Raw genomic sequence first — 26737 nt, 5'->3', positions numbered from 1 at the left:
TTTTTAGAAGTTCAATGAAAGTCCTACGGTATAGTTGCGGGTCACGGGGTACTTGTCTCGGTCGTCAATACCCGGTGTCATATAGTAGTTGCTTACCTCAGGGTCGATGCCACTATAGCCCGTGATACAGAAGAGGTTCGTGGCGTTCGCATAAATACGAGCCTTCTTTACATAGTTGGCCAGCGTACCCTTCGGCGTGAAGGTATAGCCAAGCGTAATATTAGTCAACTTCAGGAAGTCGCCGTTCTCCAAATGGTCGCTCCACCATCCCTGTGGCATAGACTGGGAAAGTTTCACCATCTTCTGGTTGCCATTCTCATCAAGCACGGGTGTGCCGTCGGTATTGATGGCGGGGTGCAAGTCGGCAGCCGTCTTCAAACGGTTATAGGCAATCGAATTGTTCTCGTAGTAAGCGCGAGAGAGGTTCAAAATCTTGTAGCCGAGTTGGCTGGTGAATTGCATCGAGAGGTCGAAGTCCTTATACTTGAAGGTGTTACCCCAGCCGAGGATGACCTTTGGTGTACCGCTACCCAGACGCTGGCGGTTCTCTTGTACGTTCAGATTTGTATTAAAGGGCATTACTGTCCAGTTGCCATTGGCATCCTTTGCCTCAACCAGTACAAAGCCGTCTTGGTCAACACCAACCGACTTCAATCCCCAGAAGTCGCCAAGGCCTTTCCCGACCTCCATACAGTGGGTAGGGGTGCCGATGGGGTCGCCAGCCCAACCCTGCTCTTGGAAATTGTCTGTCTCGTAGAGGTCATTACTGAGTTTGAGAAGCTTATTGGCATTATGTGAGGCCGTCAGTGTGGTAGTCCACTCAAAGTCCTTCGTCTGTACGGGAATGGCCTCAATCATAAACTCGATACCAGTATTGCGCATATCGCCCACGTTTACTAACGTCTCGCTGTAGAGGTTGGGCGGCATGGGAACACGATAACTGAACAGCAGGTCGTGGGTGGTTTTCACATAGACATCCAGTGAACCGTGGATGCGGTTGTTCAGTACGCCGTAGTCAAGACCGAAGTTCCACTCATTACTAACTTCCCATTTCAGGTCGGGGTTAGGATTTTGCTTCACTTCAAGACTACGTACCCACTTGCCATCCATCAGCATTACATCGCCGTAGTCGGCATAGCCGTATATATTCTGTGCCAGATAATTGTCGCCCGGTGTGATACCCGTTACACCGTAACCCACACGGAGGCGCAGGTTGTCGAGCCAAGAGCGAGTATCCTTCATAAACTCCTCGTTCATGATGTTCCATCCAAGAGAGAGTGAGGGGAAGGTGGCCCACTTGTGGTTGTCACCAAACTTAGAAGAACCCTCGTGGCGGATGCTGATGAGTGCATTGTACTTGTCGGCATAGCCATAGCTGATACGTCCGAAGAAACCAACGAGTTTGCTGTCATTCTTATAACTACCCATCCAAGCATGGTTGTCCTTGTCATTAATCCAAGAACCGTTACCGAGGTTGTTCCAGAGGAAGGCCGTCGTGGAGAAATCACGGTTGCCAGCGTTGAAGCCGTCTGACTCTTTATAAAGGTAGCTGTAACCCACGAGAGCGTTAAAGCGATGCTCATCCCACTGGGCATCATAACGGGAGGTTAGTTCCAGATTCTTGTCAACCCATGTTCCTTCGCTCTTGTTGGCGACACCATTGTCACCTGTGCGGACGATAGACTGGTGCAGAGGTGATGTCCAGTTCTCATACGAGTCCACGCCCTCGCCCCAAGAAATCATCAGGTTGGTCTTCCAACCATGTATCGGTTCCACGGTCACGTTACCTACTAATTGTGAAAATCGGCGGCGGTTATCACCAAAATTCTCATTAATCAGGGCCACGGGGTTATAGTACTGAAGTTTGTTGAAGTTCTCGTAATAGCTACCGTCCTCATTGTAGACAGGCTCCGAGGGGTTGTGAATCAAAGCCTGGCGATAGGGATTCTCATGGGAATAGGTATTCAAGTTATCGTTTGAATACTTCTGGCGGGTTACCAAAGCATTCAGGTTGAACTTTAGCACATCGTTCCACATAAACTGTGTGTAGTCCATCTGCATCTTGAAGTTCTCGTTGAATGTTTTACGAATCATACCTTCTTCCTTTGCATACGAGATGTTGGCAGAATAGGTGGCATTCTTTGAACCGCCACTGATGTTCAGGTCGTGGTTGTGCTTGAAACCTGCCTTGCGAGTTACGGCCTTCACCCAATCTGTCTCGTAGCCGAGGTAGTCCTGAGCCGTTTTACCGTAGATGACATCGTGGACATCCATAAAGTCTTGCTTCTTACTCCATTTAGAGAAAGAGGCGTATCCGTTGTATGAAACCTGTGCAGGTGTATCTCGGCGTCCGCTCTTGGTGGTAATCAGGATGACACCGTTGGCACCACGCGTACCATAGATAGCGGCTGCGGAGGCATCCTTCAGCACATCGATGGAGGCGATATTCTCTGCGGCAACGGTCGTCAGGTCGCCTTCGATGCCATCCACAAGGATGAGCGGTGTCAGACTACCGACCAGTGTGGTCACACCACGCAGACGGATAGAAGAGGTGGCCTTCGGGTCGCCACTTGAGTTGACCACCGTCAGACCGGCAATCTTACCTTTCACCAGTTCGGCAGCGTCACCTATCTTACCTGCGTTGAAGTCCTCGGCCTTCACAGAAGCGACGGCAGAGGTGATGTCGCCCTTGCGCTGGGTGCCGTAACCGATGACGACCACCTCGTTCAAGAGGGCATTGTCTTCCTGGAGTGTCACGTCGCCGCCGGCCTTGATCTCCTGCGAGGTAAAGCCGATGTAGCTGACGACGAGGGTTACATTGCGGTTAGCAACTCTGAGAGAGTAGTTACCGTCGAAGTCGGTAACCGTTGCGTTCTTGGTGCCTTTCTCAGTCACCGTGGCGCCGATGATCGGCTCGCCCTTGGCGTCCTTGACAACACCCTTCACTAAAACTCCTTGCTGAGTGACCTCAGCAACGGCTGGAGAAGTGCTTTCTGTGGCCTGTGCGCCAAGAGCGCCGCCCAGCAAAAGCAAACATAAGAAATGTTTCTTCATACCAAATTGTTTTTTAGGTTTGTTAATGTTTTATGTTATAATGAATTATTTGTTCACTTTCCATTCGAGGACACCGCCCGACTCGCCCTTCTGGAGCTTGGCGAGAATCTTCAGCCCCGTCGTCTTCACGGGCGTGAAATCGACACTGTTGTAGCAGTCCTTGCGCACGGTATAGGCCGTGTGACCCTCGACCTCCTGCCACTCGCCCTTGGCGTCCTTGTAGTAGAGGCTCCACGACTCGGGCGTGCGGAAGTTGCCGTCATAGTGGTCGAAGTCGAGCCAATACACCTGTACGTTCGATACCTCGTATGCCTGGTCGAACTGATAGGTGATGGCTTCTGTCGTGCCCTGCTTCAGCCACCAGTAGTGGTAGGGCTTCGAGGTGTCGGAGGAACGCTTGGGCTCCCACTGGTCGTTGGCGCCGCCAGCCCAGGAATCGACGGGGGCCGTCTCTGGGGCATCGTTCTGGATAGGACCGCGGTTGCAGAAGGTCTGGGCCTTCGAGGCAATCGTGGGCAACGGGGTGGCGACGGCTGCCATCGGGGTGTTGGCAATCCACACCTCCATCTGCTCGCTTCCCCGGTTGTTCCAGGTGGAGTAAGGGATGGCGCGGAACTTCACGTCCTTCACCTCGCCGTCCTGCTGGAGCTCCTTGGCCGAGCCTTCGAGCACCATCACGCCGTTGAGCAGGTCCTGCTCGAAATGGGCGCTGACGGGCGCACTGTCCAGGATATACTTGTTGAAGACCTTGTGGTCGGTCTGGTCTGCACCTTCGAGGCAGAACACGATAGGACCACGCTCGAAGGCCACCTTGCCGCGATCGTCCTCGGCATTGTCGTTAGCCACGATACGGCGCACGTCCATCGGGAAGTCGAGCTCGATGGTGTCGCCCTTCTTCCAACTGCGCGAGATCTCGATATAGTCGCGGTTCTCTGGATAGAGCGCCTTGCCGTTCACGCTGACGCTGTAGGTCTTGGCCTTGTCCTGATACTGATAGAGGTCGTTGTTCGTGGGCGACGTCTTCAGCCATGAGGGGACACGGAGCTTGATGGCGAACTTGCCGCTGCCCTTCGTCACCTTGATACGGATCTTGCCGTCCCAGGGATAGTCGGTGGTCTGCTCCAGTTCGATGTTGCCGATCTTGGCCTTGCCCTGGGCATAGAGGTTCACGAAGATGTCCTTACCCTGACGGGCATAGATATAGCCAGGCACGGAGGCCACGAACCGCGTGATGTTACCTGGACAGCAGGCGCAACCGAACCACTTCTGGCGCTCGTGCTCGCCGTCGCTCTCCAGTGGGTTGTCGTAGAAGAACTTGTCGCCAGAGAGTGAGACGCCGCTCAACACATTATTATATAAGGCACGCTCGCACACGTCGATATACTTCGACTCGCCCGTAGCGAGGAACATGCGGTAGTTCCAGTACACGTTGGCGATGGCTGCACAGGTCTCGCAGTAGGCGGTATGGTTGTTCAGCTCGTAGTCGGGGCCGAAGCCCTCGCCCTGCGGACGACTGCCGATACCGCCCGTGATGAAGAGTTTCTTCGACGACATGTTCTCCCAGATACGCTCCAGGGCCTCCTGATAAGCCTTGTCGCCAGTGAGTGCTGCCACATCGGCCACACCACTGTACAGATAGCCTGCACGCACGGCATGACCTACAATCTCCTGCTGCTGCAGGATAGGCATGTGGTCCTGCGAATACTCTGAAGGGCGATGACCATCGGTACAACGCCCCGTCTCGTCCACAAAATACTTGGCGCCTTCCAGATATTTCTTGTTGCCAGTTACCTTATACAGCTTACAGAGTGCCATCTCGATGATGGGATGTCCGCCTGGACGATGAATCTGACCTTCGTTTGGTCCAAACGTCTTGCAAACCAAGTCGGCATTCTTGATGGCCACATTCAAGAAGGTCCTCTTGCCGGTAGCACGATAGTGGGCTACGGCACTCTCGATAAGGTGACCTGAGTTGTAGAGCTCGTGCGAGTTAATCTTCTCCCACTTGTGGGTTCCCCACCATCCACTCAGGCGCGTACATTTATTAGTAACACACGTAGTCAGGTAACCATCTGGTTCCTGAGCCTTGGCGATGATGTTGATAACTGAGTCAAGATAATGATCTAGTTTGGCATCGTAGTGTACAGCGAGTGAGTAGCTGGCACCTTCGATAACCTTGTAAGGGTCGGTATCGTCGAACGAGAAGTCACCTTTGTGCTCGCCCTTGATGAGTCCAGCGGCGATGGCAAAGTTGTCGAAACGTCCATTCACCTCACACTCATGAAAGGCAGAAGGGATGCTGACGGTACGATTGATCTCGATACGAGGCAACCAGAAACCATCATTAAGATGTACCTGCGTGAAAGGCACCTCTTGGATCTGTGTCTGAGCTACAGTCGAAAGACTGATGCTTGCAACCCCGATAACGGATAACAATAGCTTGTTCATATTATACTTATTTATTGTTAGTAATCGTTAGAGTTTCGACGGCAAAATAACAAAAAAACAACGGAAACGGATGAAAGAATAGTCCAAGATACTAACAAAATAGTCTAAATATGGATAAAATGGGGGCTTTTGGACTATTTTTACATTGAGATTAGACGATATTTTTATTCTGTTTTGCCAAAAGTTACTATCTTTGCACCTGAAATCAAAACTCTAACGAAAAATGAAGATGAATCGTATCTTATCATTCGCCACCTTATTAATAATATGTGGTTCGCTACAAGCCAAGAACCACATCGTAACTTCGCCCAACGGAAAGAATGTGGCGACGGTGGATGATGGACTTAATATCACAGTTTCACATGATGGAAAGCAAGTGGTAACGGTAAAGGCAAGCATTCGCGATGGATTAAAAATTGCTTCTGTTAAATCCAAAAACATCAACGAAACGATTCAGGCGCCGTTTTACAGGCAAAAGGAGATTCGTATCGCAGGCAATCAGATGGATGTTAAACTTAACGATGGATTTAGTCTGCAGATAAGAGCCTACGATGAAGGGGTAGCCTATCGATTCTGTACGACCAACAAGAAGCAGACGGTCATCTTCGACGAGACGGCCGATTTCTGTTTCCCTGAAGACAGCAAAGCCTGGCTAGCCTACTCTACCAACGACGAAAAGCCCTTCGCTATGGCCTTTCAGAACTTCTACGACGAAACGCTGCTAAGTAAGGCCAAGGATAAATACATATTTCTGCCAGCCACTATCCAGAGCGGCGGAGTAAAAGTAACAATACTCGAGAGCGACCTGCGCGCCTATCCAGGCATGTTCATGAAAGCCGACGGGCTAAAACTGAGAGCCGCCTTTGCAAAATATCCCAAGACTCTGGACCGCTACCCATGGCGAGGCATGACCTATGTAGCTGATACAGAGGATTATATCGCAAAATCGACAGGCGCCAGGACTTACCCTTGGCGAGTGATGGCAATCACCGAAAAGGATACAGAGATGCCAGTAAACAACCTGGTTTATGCCCTCGCCACACCTAATCAGATTGGCGATACCAGTTGGATACGTCCTGGCAAAGTGGCATGGGACTGGTGGAACGACTGGAATCTAAAAGGTGTCGACTTCGAGGCAGGCATCAACACGCGTACCTATCTATATTATATAGACTTTGCCGCCAAAAATCATATCCCATACGTGGTGCTCGACGAAGGTTGGTACGACTCTTCGAAAGCAGACATAATGAATCCAATTGCCGCCATCGATCTGCAACAGCTGATAGATTATGGCAAGAAGAAGGGCGTAAACATAGTGCTTTGGACTGTATTCAACGTGCTCGACGAACATCTGCGAGAGGCTTGCGAAAAATATACCAAGATGGGCATAGCTGGTTGGAAGATAGACTTTCTGGACCGCAACGACCAGACGGCTGTAGAAATGGCAGAACGCCTGGCAAAGACTTGCGCAGAATACAAGTTGTTTGTAGATTACCACGGATTCTACACCCCAACAGGCATGAACCGCACTTATCCCAACATACTGAACTACGAAGGCGTGTTTGGTATGGAGGAAGCCCGCTGGGCCAAGAAGGAAACCGATATGCCGCGCTACGACGTAACATTCCCATTTATCCGTATGATGGCAGGAAGTGTAGACTTTACTCCTGGTGCCATGCGCAACGGCACCAAGCACAACTGGGTGGAGTGCTATCAGAACCCTGTTTCGATGGGTACACGATGCCATCAGTTGGCCTGCTACGTAATGCACGACTCACCATTCACCATGCTCTGCGATGCGCCAACCAACTATGAGCGCGAACAGGAGTGCGTAGACATCATCACATCGATTCCTGACACATGGGACGAAACAAGAATCCTTTCAGGATATATTAGTAGTTATATGATAACAGCCCGCCGCAACGGTAGCGACTGGTATGTAGGCGGACAAACGAACTGGGACGAAAGGAAAGTCGATATATCTCTCGACTTTCTACGTCCTGGCGAGTCATATCAGGCTACAATCGTTACAGATGGAGTCAACGCAAACCACAATGCCGAAGACTATCGCATAGAATCAAAAACACTCTCCACCAACGACAAACTCAACATCAGAATGGCCAGCGGCGGAGGCTTCGTTGTGAAACTCATAAAAAGGTAAAAACGAGATATGAAGAAACTACTGACTATAGGGGCACTTGCCTGTTGTACGCTTAGTATTAGCGCACAACAGAAAGCCTATAATGCCCCATCTACAGGCAATCCCATATTGCCAGGATACTTTGCCGATCCTACTGTAAAAAAGTTCGGCGACACCTATTATATATATGCCACCACAGATGGTAGCGGCGCAGGATTCGGACCAGCTCAGGTGTGGACAAGTAAAGACTTCGGCAACTGGACTCTGATGCCGATGAACTGGCCCGACAGTCACTGGATCTGGGCGCCCGACGTGATGCACGATGCCAAGGATGGCAAGTATTACATGGTGTATTGTCAGCCCTGCCAGTTGCACATGGGTGTAAGCGATACGCCTCGCGGACCATGGAAGAACGTCCTTGGCAAGAGCGATGCCGTACTGGTGCCCGACCGCTTTGTAACCAACGCAATCACACTCGACGGACAGACCTTTGTGGATGATGATGGTAGCGTGTATATGTACTGGGGCACTTGGGGCATATACAAAGGTTTTGGCTGTGGTGCAGGCAAGTTGAATGACGATAAGAAGAGTTTCTCTGAGACACGATTGATTCCAAACACAGAGGTAACTGATTTCTTTGAAGCCCCATTTGTATTAAAGCGCAATGGCGTGTACTACTTCATGTACTCATCGGGTTCCTGCCACGATCATACCTATCGTGTGCAGTACGCCACCAGCGATAAGCCGCTTGGTCCTTATAAATACCAAGGATGCATACTCGAGACCAATGCCGATGGTACCATTCATGGTCCAGGTCATCATAGCGTATTGCAGGAGGGCGATAACTACTACATTGTTTATCACCGCCACGACAACCCGCACTCCAATCGCGGTTTTCATCGTCAGGTATGCATCGATAAGATGGAATTCCTGCCCGACGGACGCATCAAAACAATTACCCCTACTCACGATGGCATTGGCTTGTTGGCACCATCAGTTATACGTTCAAGAAATCTGGCCTTAGATTGCAAGGTCGAGGCTTCATCGTATTACGATGATGACTTTAAGCCATCCTATGCTGTGGATGACAATAACGGCACACTCTGGCGCCCCAAAGGCACAGGTAGCGAATGGCTGAAGATTGATTTGGGCAAGACGCAGAAAATCAAAACCATCATGACGCAGTTTGAATATGGTACACAATTCTACCAGTATCTGATAGAAACATCTACCGACGGACATAACTGGAAGGTGTTTGCTGATAAGAGTCAGAACCGCTTGGCGGGCAGTCCGATGGTAGATTTTGGTAACGCTAAGGCCCGCTATGTGCGACTGACCTATCTTGGCGGACAGAAGAACGGCTTTGGTGGTGCCATCTGGAACATCAAGGTTTATCCTGAGATTGAAGATGCCTTACCCCAGCAATGGCTCGGCCTGACGCCTGCCGACTGGAACGGGCGCGAGTGGCTAAATAACGAAGGTATGCTTGGAGGTAGTTTTAAGTTAAAAACGGGCTCCGTATTCCGTCAGCATCAGGAGGACAAGGATATATTGGTACTACAGCCTGGCACCGAACTGGAATTTAAGAGTGCTGTTTACTGTCAAACCATCAAGGCCGATAAAGAGCCACTCACCCTCACCAATCTGCGCCACTACAGCTGGCAGCAGGCCGAGGCCGAGAAAGCATACGATGCCCAAAACGACATCGTACGCCTGCCAGTGGCCGATAATCAGAAGAAAGGTCTGATTGTTAGCATCACAGCCGATGATTTCCTGACAGGCGACACCATTTCCTATATTGAGAATCATGGCGTGGATGGCTATTTTGAAACGCTGACAGCACCTTGTATTGTTGAAGAAATCAAGGGCAAGAAAGCCCTACGATTCGACTCGCTACAGGTGTATCAGTCGTCGTTTGCCCTGCCTGCCACTATGCGCGATAATGCACCTTATACCCTTGAGGCTTGGGTGCTGAATCCCCAAATGGCCATGAACGAGTGTGTTGCTGATTTTACCACCACTCACGACGAACTAGAGAAGATTATGCTGATTAGCGGCACAGAGCCTCGTTGCGGCGTAGTGAACCACTATGGATGGTACGAGGATGCTGGCTACAAAGATATCAAACAGCTGGAAGGCGAATGGCAACACATCATCGTGACCTTCGACGGACGTATCGAAACTGTCAGCATTAATGGAAAAGTTATCAGCCGTAAAGACATCCAACTGCTACTGAAGCCTTCGCAGTATGTTACTCTAGGCCGAAACGCCGAACGTGAATGGCTGTTTAGCGGCTATCTGCACAGTCTGAAACTTTGGGACAACGTGATAATTGATAATTGACAATAGATAATTTATGAAGAAACTTATGACTATTGCGCTGGGTGTAGCCATCATGCTCCCCATTAGCGCACAGAAAAAACAGACAGCGACTCATGGTTATCCCATCAGTCCTGTACCCTTTACCGCAGTAAAAGTAACACCTGGCACCTTCTGGGGACAACGATTGGAAGCCAGTCGTAAAGTAACCATCCCCTTGGCCTTCGCGAAATGCGAGGAGACTGGACGTTACACCAACTTCTCGAATGCAGCCCAGCACCTGAAAGACCCATCAAAGGTATTCAAGGTGAACGGTGTGGGCTACTCGTTCGACGATACCGACCCCTATAAGACTATTGAGGGTGCCAGTTACATCTTGCAGACCTATCCTGACAAGAAACTGAAACAGTACATTGATTCGGTACTCGATGTCATCGCCTCGGCACAGGAGCCTGACGGCTATCTCTATACTGCCCGCACACAGAATCCTGCCGACCCGCACCACTGGGCTGGCGACAAGCGCTGGGTGAAGGAAGAGGACCTGAGCCACGAGCTTTATAACCTCGGCCACATGGTTGAGGGGGCAATCGCTCACTATCAGGCCACAGGTTCAAGAAAGTTCCTTGATATAGCTATCCGTTATGCCGATGTGGTATGCAAGGAGGTGGGACCCAACCCTGGTCAGGCTTGTGTAGTACCTGGTCATCAGATAGCAGAGATGGCACTGGCAAAGCTTTATCTTGTTACTGGCAACAAAAAATATCTCGACGAGGCCAAATTCTTCCTCGACTATCGCGGCAAGACCACTATCGTACATGATTACTCTCAGGCTCATAAACCTGTGATCGAACAGGACGAGGCCGTAGGTCATGCCGTTCGTGCAGCCTATATGTATGCAGGTATGGCCGATGTAGCAGCGCTGACTGGCGATAAAGATTACATCAAGGCCATCGATGCCATCTGGGACAACATCGTTACCAAGAAACTCTACATTACTGGTGGCATCGGTGCCACTAATAATGGCGAGGCCTTTGGCAAGAACTACGAACTGCCCAACATGAGTGCCTACTGCGAGACTTGCGCTGCCATCGGCAATGTGTATGTGAACTATCGTCTGTTCCTGTTGCATGGCGAATCCAAGTACTACGATGTATTGGAGCGCACACTCTACAATGGACTCATCAGCGGCGTATCGCTCGAAGGCAATGGCTTCTTCTACCCCAACCCACTGGAGTCGATGGGACAGCACCAGCGTCAGGCTTGGTTCGGCTGCGCCTGCTGCCCCAGCAACATCTGTCGCTTCATCCCCTCGCTGCCCGGTTATATCTATGCCGTTAAGGATCGCAATGTATATGTCAACCTGTTCCTCTCTAACAAGAGCAACCTGACTGTTGCAGGCAAGAAGGTTGGTTTGAGTCAGACAACTGCATACCCTTGGAATGGTGATATCACTGTAAATGTTGACCAGAATGCGGCAGGCCAGTTTGCCATGAAAATCCGTATTCCAGGTTGGGTGCGCAGCCAGGTGGTGCCCTCTAACCTCTATCAATATACTGATGGCAAGCGTCTGGGCTATACCATCACCGTGAATGGCCAGACTGCAGCAGCAAAGGTAACAGAGGATGGCTATTATACCATCAATCGCAAGTGGAAGAAAGGCGACAAGGTGCAGATTCACTTCGATATGGAGACTCGCACTGTACGTGCCAACAACAAGGTAGAGGCCGATCGTGGTAAGATTAGCGTAGAGCGCGGCCCGCTGGTTTATTGTGCCGAGCACCCTGACAACACCTTTGATATCATGGGCGCCCTGATGAATCAGAATCCAGAGTTCAGTCTGGGTAAGACCGAGATTGCAGGAACTACCGTACAGACCATCGTCACCGATGCTCAGACGCTAAGTTTCGATAAGCAGGGGAAACTGCAGACTACCGACCACAAACTGACACTCATCCCCTACTATGCCTGGTGTCATCGTGGTAGTGGAAAAATGCGTGTTTGGTTGCCTCAGGACCTGAATGCTACTAATCCATCGCAGCCAGCCACACTGGCCAGTGAGAGTAAGATCAGTAGCTCTACCGAAAAAATGCCAGCCCTTACAGCCATCAACGACCGCCTGGTGCCAAAGGATGAGAACGACCGTAGCGTACCCTATACCCACTGGTGGCCTAAGAATGGCAGTACCGAATGGTTAGGTTACGAATTCCCCGAAGTAGCTACCGTACAGAGTGCCACCGTTTATTGGTTCGACGATGGTCCTTGGGGCGGATGCCGCGTACCGCAGTCGTGGCGCATCCTGTATCAGGACACCCAAGGCAATTGGATTCCAGTAACAGGCGCCGATGGATACCCCACCGATAAAGGTACAGCATGCACAGTAAACTTTGAGCCTGTTACAACCAAAGCACTTCGACTTGAGGTTGTATTACCTAACGATAATTCGACAGGAGTGTTTGAATGGATAGTTAAGTAAAAGAATCATATAATCCCAAAGCTTTTTCGTTTTGCTTTGGGATTTTTTATATCTACTGACCTGTAGCTTGTTTGTACTCCAGGAGTTTGTTCTGATAGTCGGCGAAGGCATCGGTATGCTTGTCGAGTGCTTGCTGATAAAGCAATTGGGCTTCGAGCAAATCGCTCATCTTTGAGGTGCCGGCACGATAGTAGTTGCGGTTCAAGCGCAGGTTCTCGTCGGCCTGTTCGATGCTGCGTTTGGCCAGTTGCAACTGCTGATAGCTCTCCTCTACCCCATTCCAGGCATTCTGCATGCGGATTTTCAGCAGTTGGGCATTGTCCTCCAACTGCTCAACGGCTTTCTGATGTTCAATCTTCTTACGCTTGATGGCATGAGAGCCACTCCACCAATCGCTGATGGGCACAGTAACAGTGGCAAACACCATGGCAAACGAGTGGTTATTATCTAACAAATTGTGGTAGTTATAACCGGCACCCACAGCTACGGTTGGCAGCTGCTGTCCTACAGTCAGTTTCTTCTGCAGATGGGCGGCCTCAACCTGCTTATCCAGGAGTTGATACTCGGGCAAACATTGAACATTCTTGCCTTGCAAGCCAGCAGAGCTGGAGCGGAACATTGACAATTGACCATTATTAGCCTTCTCCATTTGCGTAGCAGAATGGTCAATGGTCAATGAAGAATGGTCAATGGCGAACGACGTATCGCGGAGGCCGCAGTATTGCGACAACAACAAACGAACGATAGAGATGCCATTCTGCAACTTCAGGCGCTGACTCTGAATATCGTTCTGGCGCAGTTGTACCTGCAACAGATCGTTACGCATGGCCACACCTGCACGCACGGCCACATCCACATCTTTATGGATATCGCGCAGCAACGTATCTACAGCATTAATGGTGTTCATCTTCTCCTGCAACGAGGCTAACTGCCAGAAGTACTGTTCGGCTGTCTTCTCCACCTCGTTTTCCGACAGTTGTAACTGCAGCTTACTCACCTCCTCGCCTACTTTAGCCAGTTTGTTGCCGTTGACAATCTGTCCGCCAGCAAATACGGGCTGCACCGCCATCAACGAGCCAATGGTACCATTCTTCATCATCGAGATGCTGATGGGATTAGCTAAGGCAGCCAATGCCTCTTGGGGCAGCGACTGAGCCAAAGCAGCACCCAGCTCGGGTGATATACTAGCCGAAGGGTTGATGGTGGTCTGCGCCATACCCTTGTTGGCATTAAACCACACGCCTGTACCACTCACACTAGGGAAATACTTGGTAAACGCCTCTTTGCGCTGCTGTTGGGCAGCCTCAACGCCATATTTGGCGCTGCGGATGGCAAAGTTGTTTTGTAAAGCAGAATCCTTAATCTGCTCTAGGGTATAAGTCTGAGCCGAGGCTGACATTACGCAGCCTAAGGCTATCAGTGATAATATCTTTTTCATAATTACTTAGTACTTACTTTAACTACGTTGAGCTTTCTCACGTTCGGAAGTGAGAGCAAGCTCTTACTTCTCTCACTTAGTCGAAACCTTCCAATAAATAACGGGTAGCATGGTGACTACCATGATGAGCGAGCCGATACCACCTGCAAAGATGGTTACACCCACGGGCATCCAGAACGAACTCTGGGCGATAATCATCGGCACCACACCAACGGCAGTGGTTGCCGTAGTGAGGAAAATGGGCACCATACGACGCTTACCGGCATCGTAGGCTGCCTGGCGCACAGCGGCGTTATAAGCCTGGCGATCTGTTTTCCAGTCGCCATGTTCGGCCACATGCTTCTTAATCAAGTCAATCGCGTGCTCGAAAATCAGGATTTCGTTACGCATAATCATTCCCATCAGCGTGATGAGTCCGAAGATAGAGGTCAGACCAAGGGCGCGATTCATCAGTCCGAGACCAATGAGCGCTCCAGGAATCATCAATCCCAAAGCTGCCATACAAACGGTGGTAACACCATACTTCTTGAAGTTGAACAACAGGAAGAAGTACACGATGATCAGTGCAATGGTGATGCCACCAATAATCTGCGGCATGGCCTCGTCTCCATATTCTATCTCGCCGCCCACCTCGGCACGGACGCCCTGTGGCAGTTTTATCTCCTCGTTCATCATACGGGCAATCTCCTTCTCTACAGGTGCGGTATATACGCCTTGTGCAAACTGGGCAGTAACGGTGATACAACGTTCGCCACCACGATGCATGATGCGACTCTCGCTCCACTTGGGTTGCACCTTGGCTATCTGGCGCAACGGAACGGTGGAATTGGTACTGCGCAGACCTCCCGACACCATTGATGCGGGCGATGCGATACCCAGGTTCGCGATGTCTGAGAAGGTCATATCAGCATCGTCCTTCACCACAATGGGTAGTTCATAATCTTTCTCCCAAATCTGTCCCACACGCAGGTCGGAAGATGTGGCACTCAAAGCCAGCTGGGCGGTGGTACGGGTGATGCCTAACTGGGCCGAAGTAACAGGATCGAGTTCGACATTGATGATGGGGTACGGCTGCAGATAGTCGGTATGTACCCACTCCAGTTCGGGCATCTTCCGCATGCGTTCCATCAGTCGCTCGACTACCACATGCAGCGAGTCGAGGTTGTCGCCATAGAAGCGATACTCCAGTTCGGATACTTCGAGATAGTCCAAACGTTTGAACTTGACGTAAGCGTTGGGGAACGCCTCGCTCAATTGGGGCTGATATTGCGCCAAGAGGTCGAGCGTAGCCTTATTGCTCTTGGTATTCACGATAAACTGCGCATAGTTATTACCAGCCATCTGGGGTGCATAGGCATCCATGAATCGTGGCGACGAACAGCCGATAAAGCCCGTGATGCCTGTGATACGTTCGTCCTTTGCCAACACATGCTGCACAGAATCGGCAATCACCTCGGTCTCGGCCATGCCCTTACCCTCGGGTAAAAATATCTCTACGGCAAACTGGTCGCGATCGGCATATGGGAACAGACGTATCTTCAGCGTAGGAGCAATCAACGTCGACAGCAGAATAACGCCAATACCACCACCAATGGTTAACCAAGGGTGTGCAAAGGTAAAATCAAGCACCTTATTGTAGGTTTTCTGCACCCATTTTGTTATCGCATTACCATCGGTGCTCACCTTGCCGGGCTTGATGATACGTGTTTCGAGGAACGGAATCACCGTTACGGCCAGCACCAGCGACACCATGAGGTTGATGGTAATGGTAACGGGGAAGTCCTCCAAACAATCGTGGAACATACCCTTCATGGTGATGAGGAACGGATAGAAGATGGCACAGATACAGATGGTGGCCAGCAGCATAGGCATGAAGTACTGTCGGGCCGACTCGATGGCGGCATCGAAAGGCTTGAAACCTTTACCCAGATATTCCAGATAACCATCAATCACCACAATCGAATTATCAACAATCATTCCTAACACCACAATGAGCGCTGCCAACGTCACGATGTTCAGTTCGATGCCCATAATATACATGATTGCCACACTCACAAAGGTACTCAAGGGAATGGTGATGGCCGACACGATAGCCGAACGCAGAGGGAACAGTACCATCATCACCAGGATGATGATAGCCATCGATATCAGCAGATCGCGCAAGAAATCGCTCACACTCATCGCTACCACTTTGGGCTTATCGGCAATGCGGGTAACCTTTACGTCCTCGGGCAGTTCGTTCAGACTGAACTCCTTCAGTACTTTATCCACCTGCTCGCCATACTGCACCACATTGTTACCAGGCGTCATCTCCATCGAGAGCAGCACGCAAGGGTGTCCGTCCTGCTCAATACGACTGGCGTTTGGCTCATACTCGCGCACCACACGGGCCACATCGCGAACACGTGCCACCTTACCTGTCACTGGGTCGCTGAAGATAATCTGGTTGGCTATCTCCTCCTCGGAGTTTTCCTGAGCCTCAACGTGGATGGGTATCTGCTGGTCGTCGTCGCTGATAGCGCCACTCATGGTGGTGATGCCCTGTGCCTGTAGGCGCGAGAAAAGCATCTGCTGACCAATACCATAGGCCTGCATGCGCTGGCGATCGATATAGAGCGAGATCTGCTCCTTCTGTTCGCCAAACAGTTTCACGTTGGCTACCGAGGGGATGCGACGCAGACGATCGCTCAGGTCGTCGCTATACTGTTTCAACTCACGATAGCTGCGCTGGTCGCTCTCGATGGCGATGAGCAGGGCCGAGGTGTTGCCAAAGTCATCGTTCACCACGATGGCCAGCACACCACTTGGCAACTGCGCCTTAAAACCATTCAGTCCATGTTTGATTTTGCTCCACACCTCGTCCTTATTGTTCACGTCGTCGTTCAGTTTCACCATCACGATACACATGCCATTCTGACTCTGTGTGGTGGTTTTTACACGGTTCACCTCACCATAGGTAAATAGGTAACGCTCAAGCGGACGGGCCACTTGCTGTTCCACCTCCTCGCTGGTGGCACCAGGATATACTGCCACTACCACACCCTGACGGATGGTGGCATGGGGGAATTCGTCCTTAGGCATAATATACATGCCGTAGATGCCCATCACAAACAATATGCCGATGATGAGCAATGTTATCGAGTAATGCTCCAAAGGCCATCGGAGCCAATTCACATTTTTCATTTACAATTTCACTATTTTACAATTTCACTATTTAATTGTCCAATCGTAAATGGTCCAATTGTCAAATCAATAAACCACCTTGGTGTTTTCACTAAGTTTCTGATAACCCTCGGTAACTACACGAGCACCTTCGGTCATGCCATCAGTAATGGCAATGCGGTTGCCCATCGTTTCGCCCGTGCGTACGATGGCACGGTGGGCGGTACTGTCGTTGGCAATCGTCCATACAAACAGCGAGCCATCAGCCTTGCGCTGCACAGCTGTTACGGGCACGCTCAGCTCCTTGGTGGGTTTCTCTAAATTGCCAAACTGAACCGATGCCACCATACCAGGCAGCAACTTGCGATTGCCATTGGCCACGTGTATGCGTATATCATAGGTATGTGTGAGCGCATCGGCCTGCACACCTTTTTCAATCCGTCCACCAGTAAAACTGCCATTCACGGCCTCGACCTTGATGGTCGACGAGGTGTTGGCACCAATACCACTGATTTCGGCCTCGGGGATGGCCACCTTTACCTTAACGGTTGAGATATCGAGAATGCTGACTACCGCCTGCGAGGGCATAGCCGTTTCGCCAGCACCTACCAGGCGCTTGCCAACGATACCACTCACAGGGGCTACCAATCGGCAATCGGCCAGATTCTTCTTAGCCACCTCCAGTTGCGACTTGGCCTGAGCCACCTTGCTCTGTATCTCAACCCACTGCACCTCGGGTAGCGATCCGTTATCGTGCAGCATCTTGTAGCGTGTCAGGGCATCATTGGCTTGCGTCATCTGAGCCTCGGCACCACTTAATAGGTTACGCGCCTGCGTGTCGTCCATCTCGGCTATCAGCTGTCCGCGACTCACTGCCTGTCCTTCGTTTACCAGCATGCGCTTTACCACGCCCATGCCCGTAAAACTAACGGCAGTAGCCTCACACTCCTCTACCATACCTACATACGACTGTCCACTTGCATTCATAGCAGTAGATACCACTTCTGTTTCAACTCTCGTAGGAGCCTTTGTGTTCTGCTCCTTCTTACTTGTGCAGCTACTTATCAGCATCACGCCCAGCAGCATCAAAATACTCTTTTTCATCATCAAATATTTAATTCTGGTTGCAAAGGTAGTGCAAAATCAATCATTATCTATATCCGATTTCACCACTTATATTACCAAATTAACCACACACCACCAAATAGAACATAAAAAACACTAAATAAAACACCAGATATGCGAAATTATGATTAATTTTGCCACATGAAACAACAAGAAGAGATTACAATTCAGTCATTAGCTAACAACGAGGACGTACAGATTGGCTATTCGGACAACGAAATTGTGGTTGTGGATAGTATCCAGCAGTTTACGCAGATAAGCAGCGCTCATGTGGGCATGAACACCATTGTGATTTGTACCAGCGGAAAAGCGCAGGCACAGATGAACGGCATACAGATGGAACTACATAGAAATCAGATTGCCATTATCCCACAGAACGTAACGGTGACCGATGTGATGGTAAGTCCCGACTTCGACGTAAAAGGTATGTTCCTTACCAACCGTATTCTGCGTAGTTTCCTGAACGAGAAAATCAGCGTTTGGAACGACATGATGTATATCCATCGCCAGCATATCGTAACGATGGACGAAGACGAGATTCTATTCTACACCCACTTCTACGACATGCTCACGCTGGCCATTGAGAAAGGCAAGGAGAACCCTTATCACACTGAGATTATCCAGGCTTTGCTCCGTTCGGCCATCCTTGGTCTTTGTGGCACCATGAAGTGGATGCTGTCGCAAAATGATAATCAATTGTCAATTATCAATTATCAATTATCAACTGGAAAAAGTCACTTCCAGCGTTTTCTCGACCTGCTGCACTCTACCGATGTGAAGCATCGCACCGTTGAGGCATATGCCAACGATTTGTACATCTCGCCCAAATATCTTACCACCATCTGCAAAAAGAATTCGGGTAAAACGGCCAACGAGTGGATTACCGAACATGTATTGGAGGACATACGCTACTATCTGAAGCAGACCGACCTGAGCATCAAGCAGATATGCAACCAGCTTGGATTCCCTAACCCATCGTTCTTTGGTAAGTACGTAAAGGACCACTTCGGCATGACACCGATGGAATTCAGAAAAGGCTAAAACAATAAAACCAAACTAAAGGATAAGATGAAAGTAGGTATTATCGGAACAGGATGGATTGCTGAGAAGGCAGCCATCACCTTAAACGGACTGGACAACTGTGAGGCCTATGCGGTGGGCTCACGCCAACAGGAAACGGCAGACGCTTTTGCTGCCAAGTGGAACATCCCCAAAGCTTACGGCAGTTATACTGAGTTGATAGCCGATAAGGATATCGACCTGGTGTATATCGGCACCCCGCACTCGCACCATTACGATGTAACGCGCCAGGCCATCATGGCAGGCAAGCCCTGCTTGGTTGAGAAGGCATTCATGGCCAATGCCACCCAAGCACAGGATATCATCCGATTGGCACACGAAAAGCAAGTGTTCTTAGCCGAAGCCATCTGGACACGCTACCAGCCTGCCGTGGGCATCGTGAGGAAACTGATGGCCGACGGACGTATCGGACAGCCACGAATGGTGACAGCCACCCTTGGCTATTCGATGGGTAACAAGCCTCGCATCATGCGCCCCGACCTTTGCGGCGGTGCCCTACTCGACCTGGGCGTGTATGCCCTTAACTTTGTACGCATGTTCTGCGATGCCGATATCGAAAGTATCGACGGCCACTGCGTGAAGAGCGATACAGGGATGGACCTGACGAACGCCATCACCATCATTCTCAAGGATGGCATCCTGGCCAACGTGCAGTCGTCGGCCCAATGCGTGGGCGACAATATCGGTGTGATAGCAGGCACCCAGGGCAACATCATCATCGACAACATCAACAACCCCCAAACGATAACCCTCAACGGTCCCGGCCGCACGTTTGTTGAAACCATCCACGTGCCACAGCAGATAACAGGCTACGAATACCAGTTCCTGGCTTGCCGACAGGCACTCATCGACAAGCTGACTGAACCCCGCGAGATGCCACATACCGAAACACTCTACGTGATGCAACTGATGGACGAGCTACGCCGTAAATGGGGCGTGCGCTATCCGATGGACAACTGACAGCATTCTCGGGTTCGCTGAAGAACTTAAGCGCTTGGTTGATTAAATTAGGCGGATAAGGGCAAATGCATTACTTTTGCCACCGCTTATGACAACAATCAACAACATACTGGGCACCTTTGCTCCTATCACACTCGAGCAGATGAGCAGCGTAAAGCTCATGAATCGCACCGATACCAAGTTTGTTACAAACATGGCTAAGCTGCGCTTGCTGCTGCAGATGGCACAAGCCGATTATGATGTGCAGGAGATAGATGGCGAACGAAATCCGGAGTACGACACCACGTACTTTGATACCTATAACTTCGACATGTACAACCAGCACCAGTGGAACCATACCAACCGACAGAAGATACGGTTCCGCACCTACTGCGTAAGTGGTTTGCAGTTTATGGAGGTTAAGACCAAAAACAATCACGGGCGCACCAAGAAAAAACGTATAGAGGTAAGCCATATGGATGTTACCGAGCAACAGTGCCGCCTGTTTCTCGGTCGACATCTGCGCTACGATGTCGATACCTTACAGCCGGCACTCAACAATCATTTCCGTCGCATCACTCTCGTCAACAAAGCCAAGACCGAACGCCTTACCATCGACCAGCAGCTGTGCTTTCATAACCTCATCAGCGGCGTTAACAAACAGATGGACAACCTGGTGATTATCGAACTGAAACGCGACGGACTCATCTACTCGCCTATTCTCCACATGCTGCGCCAGCTGCGCATCCATCCACACGGATTCTCCAAATACAGCATCGGGTCGGCACTCACCAATCCGCAACTGCAGGTAAACCGCTTTAAGTGCAAACTCATCGAAATAGGAAAACTAGTAAACAATTCATAATATGCAAGACATTTTTTCGAACGGCTTCGGCGACACACTTCTCAGGTTCGCCATCTGTGTTTTAGTTAACTGGGCTATCGTACACTTCCTGTACTTCAAGAAAAGCAAACGACAGGATTTTTACTTTACCTTCATGGTCATCTCGGTAGCCATCTATTTCTTAGTGTACCTCATGATGGGTATGGATCGCGGTAAGGCTACCATGGGCGTAGGGTTAGGCCTTTTTGGTATCTTTTCCATTATGCGCTACCGCACCGACTCCATGCCTGTACGCGAAATGACGTATCTGTTTGTGGTCATCTGCCTGTCGGTAGTTCATGCCATGGCCGACTCGCTGGGTATCGATGTCAACGGGCGACTGATTGGCACCCCGGTGATGGAGCTGGTGGTGATAGATGTGATTACCATGCTGGCCATCACGCTGTTAGAGCGCACGCTGAAGATGGAAACCTCCAAGTTGGTGCAGTACGACCGCATCGAACTTATTAAGCCCGAGAAACGAAAGGAACTGATAGCCGATCTGGAACTGCGCCTGGGCATTGCCGTAACCGATGTAAAGGTGGGTGCCATCGACTTTCTGCGCGATATGGCCGTGCTGCGTGTGTACTACACCGCTAATGGCACCGAGGCCGACGAGCATACCTACAGTGGCAAAGGCAAGAACGTGTGGCGTAACCGCCTGCAGGCCAAATATAAGCTTGGCAACCTGTTCCGCCCCTATGCCAATGTCGAAACCTACATGTCAAACGGATGGGATAAGATTCGCTATGCCGTAGGTACCGAGTTACGCCTGAACAAGCAGCACGCATTCGATATCAAATACATGTACCAGCATCCCTTTGGCCAGGATGATACCGACGGCAACCGTCACATCCTGGGTTTGGGATACACGTATAAGTTCTAAGCGCGCAGGGTACGCATCGCATTCAGCACGGCCAGCACCGTTACGCCTACATCGGCAAACACGGCCATCCACATGGTTGCCACACCAAAGGCAGCCAGAACCAGCACAGCCAACTTAATACCGATGGCCAGCCATACGTTCTGTCGTGCAATCGCCAGAGTTCTGCGGGCTATACCGATGGCCGTAGCTATCTTCGATGGTTTATCGTCCATCAGCACCACGTCGGCTGCCTCAATGGCCGCATCGCTACCCAGTCCGCCCATGGCTATACCAATATCGGCACGTGCCAATACAGGGGCATCGTTAATGCCGTCGCCTACGAAGGCAAGAGGAGTTGCTTGTTGATAGTTTACAGTTGATAGTTCTTCAACTTTCGAAACCTTATCAGCAGGCATCAACTCGGCATGGTACTCGGTCAGTCCCAGCTGCTTGGCCACGTTATCGGCCACCTCCTGGCGGTCTCCGGTCAGCATCACCGTACGGTTCACACCCAGTGTATGCAGGGCAGCAATGGCCTCGGCACTATCCGCTTTTATCTGGTCGTTAATCACAATATGACCCGCATAGGTACCGTTTATGGCCACGTGGATAATCGTACCCGTATGGTGACAGTCGTGCCACTTGGCACCGATGGCATCCATCAGTTTGGTGTTACCTACAGCCACCTCGCGATCGCCCACCTTGGCTATGATGCCCTGTCCGGCCATCTCGCGCACATCGCTCACCTCGCAGCCATCCGTAGCCTCATCGGGGAATGCATCACGCAGGGCCGCACCAATGGGATGAGTAGAAAAGTGCTCCACATGAGCCGCCAGGTGCAGCAGCTGGTGATCGTCGATAGCATCCGGATGCACGGCCGTTACGGCAAATTTGCCGTGAGTGAGCGTACCCGTCTTGTCAAACACCACCGTACGCACCTTCGCCAGCACATCCATGTAGTTCGCACCCTTGATTAATATTCCACGACGCGAGGCACCGCCGATACCACCAAAGAATGTCAGCGGCACGCTGATTACCAGCGCACAGGGGCACGATACTACCAGGAACATCAGCGCTCTGTACAGCCAGGTGCTGAAGGTCCCACCCAGCAGTGTAGGCACAACGGCCAGGGCGATGGCGGCAAACACCACGATAGGCGTGTAGATACGGGCAAAGCGGGTAATAAAGGTTTCGCTTTGCGACTTATGTTCGCCGGCATCCTCAACCAGCTTGATGATTTTCGATACCGTACTCTCACCGTAGGGCTTGGTCACGCGTACACGCAGCACGCCACTCAGGTTTACGCATCCCGATATCACCTCGTCGGCCTCGGCCACATCGCGGGGCAACGATTCGCCTGTCAGCGCCACCGTATTCAGCGCACTCGTACCGTCGATGATCACACCATCCAAGGGCACTCTCTCGCCCGGCTTAATAATAATCGTATCGCCCACCTTCACCTCGTCGGGCGCTACTGTCATCTCCTTACCCCTTCCTCCTTCGTCCTTACTCCACAGTGTGGCATAGTCGGGTTTTATCTCCATCAGGTGCGCAATGCTGTCGCGGCTCTTACCCTCAGCATAACCCTCAAACAGCTCACCCACCTGGAAAAACAGCATCACAAACACCGCCTCGGGAAACTGTGTTTCAGCCCCTGGCAGGAAACCTATACACAAGGCGCCGATGGTGGCAATACTCATCAGGAAGTGCTCGTTAAACGGCTCGCCCTCCAGCAAACCCTCAGCCGCCTCCTTCAAGGTATCATGACCTATTATGATATAAGGTACCAGATATACCAACAGCAGCTGCCAGGTTTCGAGTGCAAACTGGTGTTCTACTATTACCGCTCCTATCAGCAGCACGGCTGTGATAATAATCAGCCTCAACTGTTCACGAGTGTTATGCTCGTGGTGGTGCTCGTGCTCATGATGCTCATCATGATGTGCATGTACACCGCAATATTCGCAATTCTTTTCCATATTCTTATTCCTTTTTATTGTTTCGCGCTGCAAAGGTACGCAGTATTTTCTGCAACCAAGTTGCAAACTTACGCATTGATAAAGTTTACCCTATGCCGATTGTCCTTGGGCCGCACCGCAAAATGTACCCATACAGCCCCATATCTATTACGTTCTATCAACAATTCGTCAAACTCCTGCTGCGACTCTTTGGCATAATTAATCAGGATGGCCGCATAAACTATCGCTTGTTCATAGCCCGAAGTACGTATATCCACCGCGCACCCCGTTAAGTGATTCGAGTTCGCCGCCCCTCCAACCTTCCTGTTAAGCTGAGGTGATCGATAACCAGCTATCAACATTGGTACATTAGTTCATTAGTTCATTTCCGATTTTTTATGTAATAAATGCCAATAATCGGGGAAAGATGCTGGCATTTAAGGATTTCTTATTAATTTTGCGGCGAGATATTTATGACGAAGAGTATACATACATCGGCTAAGATAAACTGGATATCGGCACTGCAGGGCATGGCTATTGTACTTGTAGTGATGAACCATGTGCGACTGTATGATGCGTCAATTGGTGACGACTATGCTTTTGTGCATCGGATACGCGATGTGTTTCAGCCGTTCTTTATGGCAACATTCTTCTTTATTAGTGGCATGCTGCTATACTATACCAGGATGAGTAGCGAGTGGAGAACGTTTCAGCTGTATAAGGATAAGACGGCAAGACTGATAGTTCCGTTGCTGTTTTGTACGGTACTGGGATGCGCCAGTCAAGCGGTGTTTAACGGTGTGGTTAAGCATCCGAAGGTGATAGGGATAGATACACTGCTATACGCCCTGCTGGATTATGACACTACGCCTTGGCCTCACAGGTGGTACCTGGTGTCGCTAGTGTGGATAATGGCGCTGTACCCATGCTATCGGTATATATCTGATAGGGGAGTGAAGGCTGAGGTAATGGCAGTTGCAGCGACCATCGCAGTTTATCTGGTAGATTTTACCGATTGGGTAGACACCAACTGGTGCTATGCATTTACGCTTAACAAGCACTTGCCTTTTTTTCTTCTGGGCATCATTACATACAAGTACAGGCTGTTTCGATATCTGCGGTCTGCTTTGGCTATGTGCACCTGCTGGGCTGCATACTGCACGATGTATATGTTGACACCGCACGGCGAACCATGGTGGCTGCTGATGAGTGTGGTGGGTGTGATGGCTATGATTAGCACCAGCATGATCATAGCAGACAGAATACCGCAGGCATTGTCGTCGATACGCAATTATGTGTTCCCTATATATCTGTTCGGTATTGCATTTCAGGCGTTTGTGGAGTTGATATTATGGCGAAGGCTGGGATGTCCCAGCGGGTATGTATATGTATTCTATGTGCTGAACATTCTAGCTGGATTGTACCTACCCATACTGATGAGTAGGGTGATTGAGCGTATACCGTACCGGTGGATTCGTCGATGCTTCGGATTAAATGCATAAATGGGTTGTATCTCGCAAATACAAAGAAAAAAACGTTTTTCTTTGGTATTTCACTCAATTTGCACTATCTTTGCAGGCAATTATGGACATTACAGAAAGATTTATAAACTATACCCAGTTTGACACACAGTCGGCTGAGGATAGTGACACCGTACCGAGTACGGCGAAACAACTGGTGTTTGCCGAGTACTTGAAGAAAGAACTGGAACATGAGGGACTGAGTGATGTGGAGATGGACGAGAAGGGTTACATCTACGCTACACTGAAGGCCAACACGAAAGATGAGATTCCTACCATCGGATTTATTTCGCACTACGATACCAGCCCCGACTGCTCGGGTGCTGACATCAAGCCACACATTGTACGCAACTACGACGGCAGCGATATTCTGCTTTCGGAGGGTATTATGATGAGTCCCACCAAATTCCCCGAGCTGCTGCAGCACACAGGCGAGGACCTGATTGTGACGGATGGTACCACACTGCTGGGTGCCGACGACAAGGCAGGCATAGCCGAGATAGTAGAGGCGATGTGCTACCTGCGCGACCACAAGGAGATAAAGCACGGCGATATTCGCGTGGCCTTTAACCCTGACGAGGAGATTGGTATGGGCGCGCACCACTTTGATGTAGAGAAATTCGGTTGCGAATGGGGCTACACCATGGATGGCGGCGATGTGGGCGAACTGGAGTTTGAGAACTTTAATGCTGCCAGCGCCAAGATATATATAAAAGGTGTAAGCGTGCATCCTGGCTATGCCAAGGACAAGATGGTGAATGCCAACCTGCTGGCGATGGAACTGGCTGCGATGCTGCCTGCCGATGAGCGCCCCGAGACTACCGAGGGTTATCAGGGATTCTATCACCTGCTGGGTGTACAGGGAAGTGTTGAGAAGGCGAGCATGCACTACATTATACGCGACCACGACCGCGACCGTTTTGAGGAGCGCAAGCGCACACTGGCCAGCGTGGTGGCTGCAATGAACGAGAAATATGGTGAGGGTACTGTAACACTTGAAACAAAGGACCAGTACTACAATATGAAGGAGAAGATTGACCCGCAGATGCACGTGATAGACCTGGTGCTGCGCGCCATGCAGGACTGCGGTGTGGCTCCGAAAGTAAAGCCTATCCGTGGTGGTACGGATGGTGCACAGCTGAGTTTTAAAGGATTGCCCTGCCCTAACATTTTTGCGGGCGGCGTGAACTTTCATGGACCTTACGAGTTTGTAAGTATCCAATCAATGGAAAAAGCAAAAGAGGTGATCATTAAAATCTGCGAACTCACTGCCGGCTTTAATCTTTAAACATTAAACATTAAACATTAAACATTAAACATTAAAGATTGATGT

General features: G+C 50.4%; 16 protein-coding genes. 9 read left to right on the top strand and 7 right to left on the bottom strand.

The window, feature by feature from the left end:
- Window positions 1-3 precede the first annotated feature (3 nt).
- Both PRU_RS01350 and PRU_RS01345 read right to left on the bottom strand, forming a co-directional pair.
- On the bottom strand, window positions 4-3054 hold the full coding sequence (locus PRU_RS01350; RefSeq protein ID WP_080517154.1) for a SusC/RagA family TonB-linked outer membrane protein: 3051 nt from the start codon (window positions 3052-3054) through the stop codon (window positions 4-6).
- A gap of 45 nt (window positions 3055-3099) precedes the next feature.
- On the bottom strand, window positions 3100-5502 hold the full coding sequence (locus tag PRU_RS01345) for a glycoside hydrolase family 127 protein (protein WP_041385507.1): 2403 nt from the start codon (window positions 5500-5502) through the stop codon (window positions 3100-3102).
- A 223-nt stretch (window positions 5503-5725) separates the two neighbouring features.
- Between PRU_RS01345 and PRU_RS01340 the strand changes: the two genes are divergently transcribed.
- The 3 genes from PRU_RS01340 to PRU_RS01330 are packed head-to-tail and all read left to right on the top strand — an operon-like array spanning window position 5726 to window position 12434.
- Entirely contained in the window at window positions 5726-7663 is a 1938-nt protein-coding gene (locus tag PRU_RS01340) for a glycoside hydrolase family 97 protein (protein ID WP_224083005.1), read from the top strand.
- Between the two features lie 9 nt (window positions 7664-7672).
- Window positions 7673-9985, top strand: coding sequence for a family 43 glycosylhydrolase (locus PRU_RS01335; RefSeq protein ID WP_013065386.1), 2313 nt, complete (start codon window positions 7673-7675; stop codon window positions 9983-9985).
- A 13-nt stretch (window positions 9986-9998) separates the two neighbouring features.
- Window positions 9999-12434, top strand: a complete 2436-nt coding sequence (locus PRU_RS01330) for a glycoside hydrolase family 127 protein (protein ID WP_013064602.1) — start codon at window positions 9999-10001, stop codon at window positions 12432-12434.
- Between the two features lie 52 nt (window positions 12435-12486).
- On the opposite strand, the gene PRU_RS01325 is transcribed toward PRU_RS01330, so the two are convergent.
- The 3 genes from PRU_RS01325 to PRU_RS01315 all read right to left on the bottom strand — a co-directional run bounded on the left by PRU_RS01325 (window position 12487) and on the right by PRU_RS01315 (window position 18141).
- A complete protein-coding gene (locus PRU_RS01325; RefSeq protein ID WP_013063756.1) occupies window positions 12487-13872 on the bottom strand; it encodes a TolC family protein in 1386 nt (461 codons plus the stop codon).
- 72 nt (window positions 13873-13944) lie between these two features.
- A complete protein-coding gene (locus tag PRU_RS01320; protein ID WP_013063006.1) occupies window positions 13945-17055 on the bottom strand; it encodes an efflux RND transporter permease subunit in 3111 nt (1036 codons plus the stop codon).
- 66 nt (window positions 17056-17121) lie between these two features.
- The gene (locus PRU_RS01315) at window positions 17122-18141 is read right to left on the bottom strand and encodes an efflux RND transporter periplasmic adaptor subunit (protein ID WP_013065312.1); all 1020 of its coding nucleotides are present in this window, start codon (window positions 18139-18141) and stop codon (window positions 17122-17124) included.
- Between the two features lie 159 nt (window positions 18142-18300).
- Here PRU_RS01315 and PRU_RS01310 point away from each other — a divergent pair, with 159 nt between their 5' ends.
- From PRU_RS01310 to PRU_RS01295, 4 genes are all read left to right on the top strand, one after another.
- A complete protein-coding gene (locus PRU_RS01310) occupies window positions 18301-19200 on the top strand; it encodes a helix-turn-helix domain-containing protein (protein WP_013064332.1) in 900 nt (299 codons plus the stop codon).
- A 27-nt stretch (window positions 19201-19227) separates the two neighbouring features.
- Entirely contained in the window at window positions 19228-20199 is a 972-nt protein-coding gene (locus PRU_RS01305) for a Gfo/Idh/MocA family protein (protein ID WP_013064941.1), read from the top strand.
- Between the two features lie 88 nt (window positions 20200-20287).
- The gene (locus PRU_RS01300; protein WP_013064521.1) at window positions 20288-21043 is read left to right on the top strand and encodes a polyphosphate polymerase domain-containing protein; all 756 of its coding nucleotides are present in this window, start codon (window positions 20288-20290) and stop codon (window positions 21041-21043) included.
- 1 nt (window position 21044) lies between these two features.
- On the top strand, window positions 21045-21947 hold the full coding sequence (locus tag PRU_RS01295) for a DUF4956 domain-containing protein (protein ID WP_013065300.1): 903 nt from the start codon (window positions 21045-21047) through the stop codon (window positions 21945-21947).
- On the opposite strand, the gene PRU_RS01290 is transcribed toward PRU_RS01295, so the two are convergent.
- The gene (locus tag PRU_RS01290) at window positions 21944-23905 is read right to left on the bottom strand and encodes a heavy metal translocating P-type ATPase (RefSeq protein ID WP_013063186.1); all 1962 of its coding nucleotides are present in this window, start codon (window positions 23903-23905) and stop codon (window positions 21944-21946) included. The two genes, PRU_RS01295 and PRU_RS01290, sit on opposite strands and share 4 nt — an antisense overlap.
- 68 nt (window positions 23906-23973) lie before the next feature.
- Complete coding sequence (locus PRU_RS01285) at window positions 23974-24246, bottom strand: D-Ala-D-Ala carboxypeptidase family metallohydrolase (protein ID WP_041385506.1); 273 nt, start codon at window positions 24244-24246, stop codon at window positions 23974-23976.
- Between the two features lie 111 nt (window positions 24247-24357).
- Between PRU_RS01285 and PRU_RS01280 the strand changes: the two genes are divergently transcribed.
- Together PRU_RS01280 and pepT are read left to right on the top strand one after the other, a co-directional pair.
- Window positions 24358-25386, top strand: coding sequence for an acyltransferase family protein (locus tag PRU_RS01280; protein WP_013064729.1), 1029 nt, complete (start codon window positions 24358-24360; stop codon window positions 25384-25386).
- 82 nt (window positions 25387-25468) lie between these two features.
- Complete coding sequence (pepT, locus tag PRU_RS01275; protein ID WP_013065617.1) at window positions 25469-26692, top strand: peptidase T; 1224 nt, start codon at window positions 25469-25471, stop codon at window positions 26690-26692.
- The last annotated feature ends 45 nt before the right edge of the window (window positions 26693-26737 follow it).

This window comes from Xylanibacter ruminicola 23, from assembly GCF_000025925.1.
Lineage (GTDB): Bacteria > Bacteroidota > Bacteroidia > Bacteroidales > Bacteroidaceae > Prevotella > Prevotella ruminicola.
Note: the sequence above shows the minus strand (reverse complement) of the source record. Positions and strands in the feature narration are given on the sequence as shown.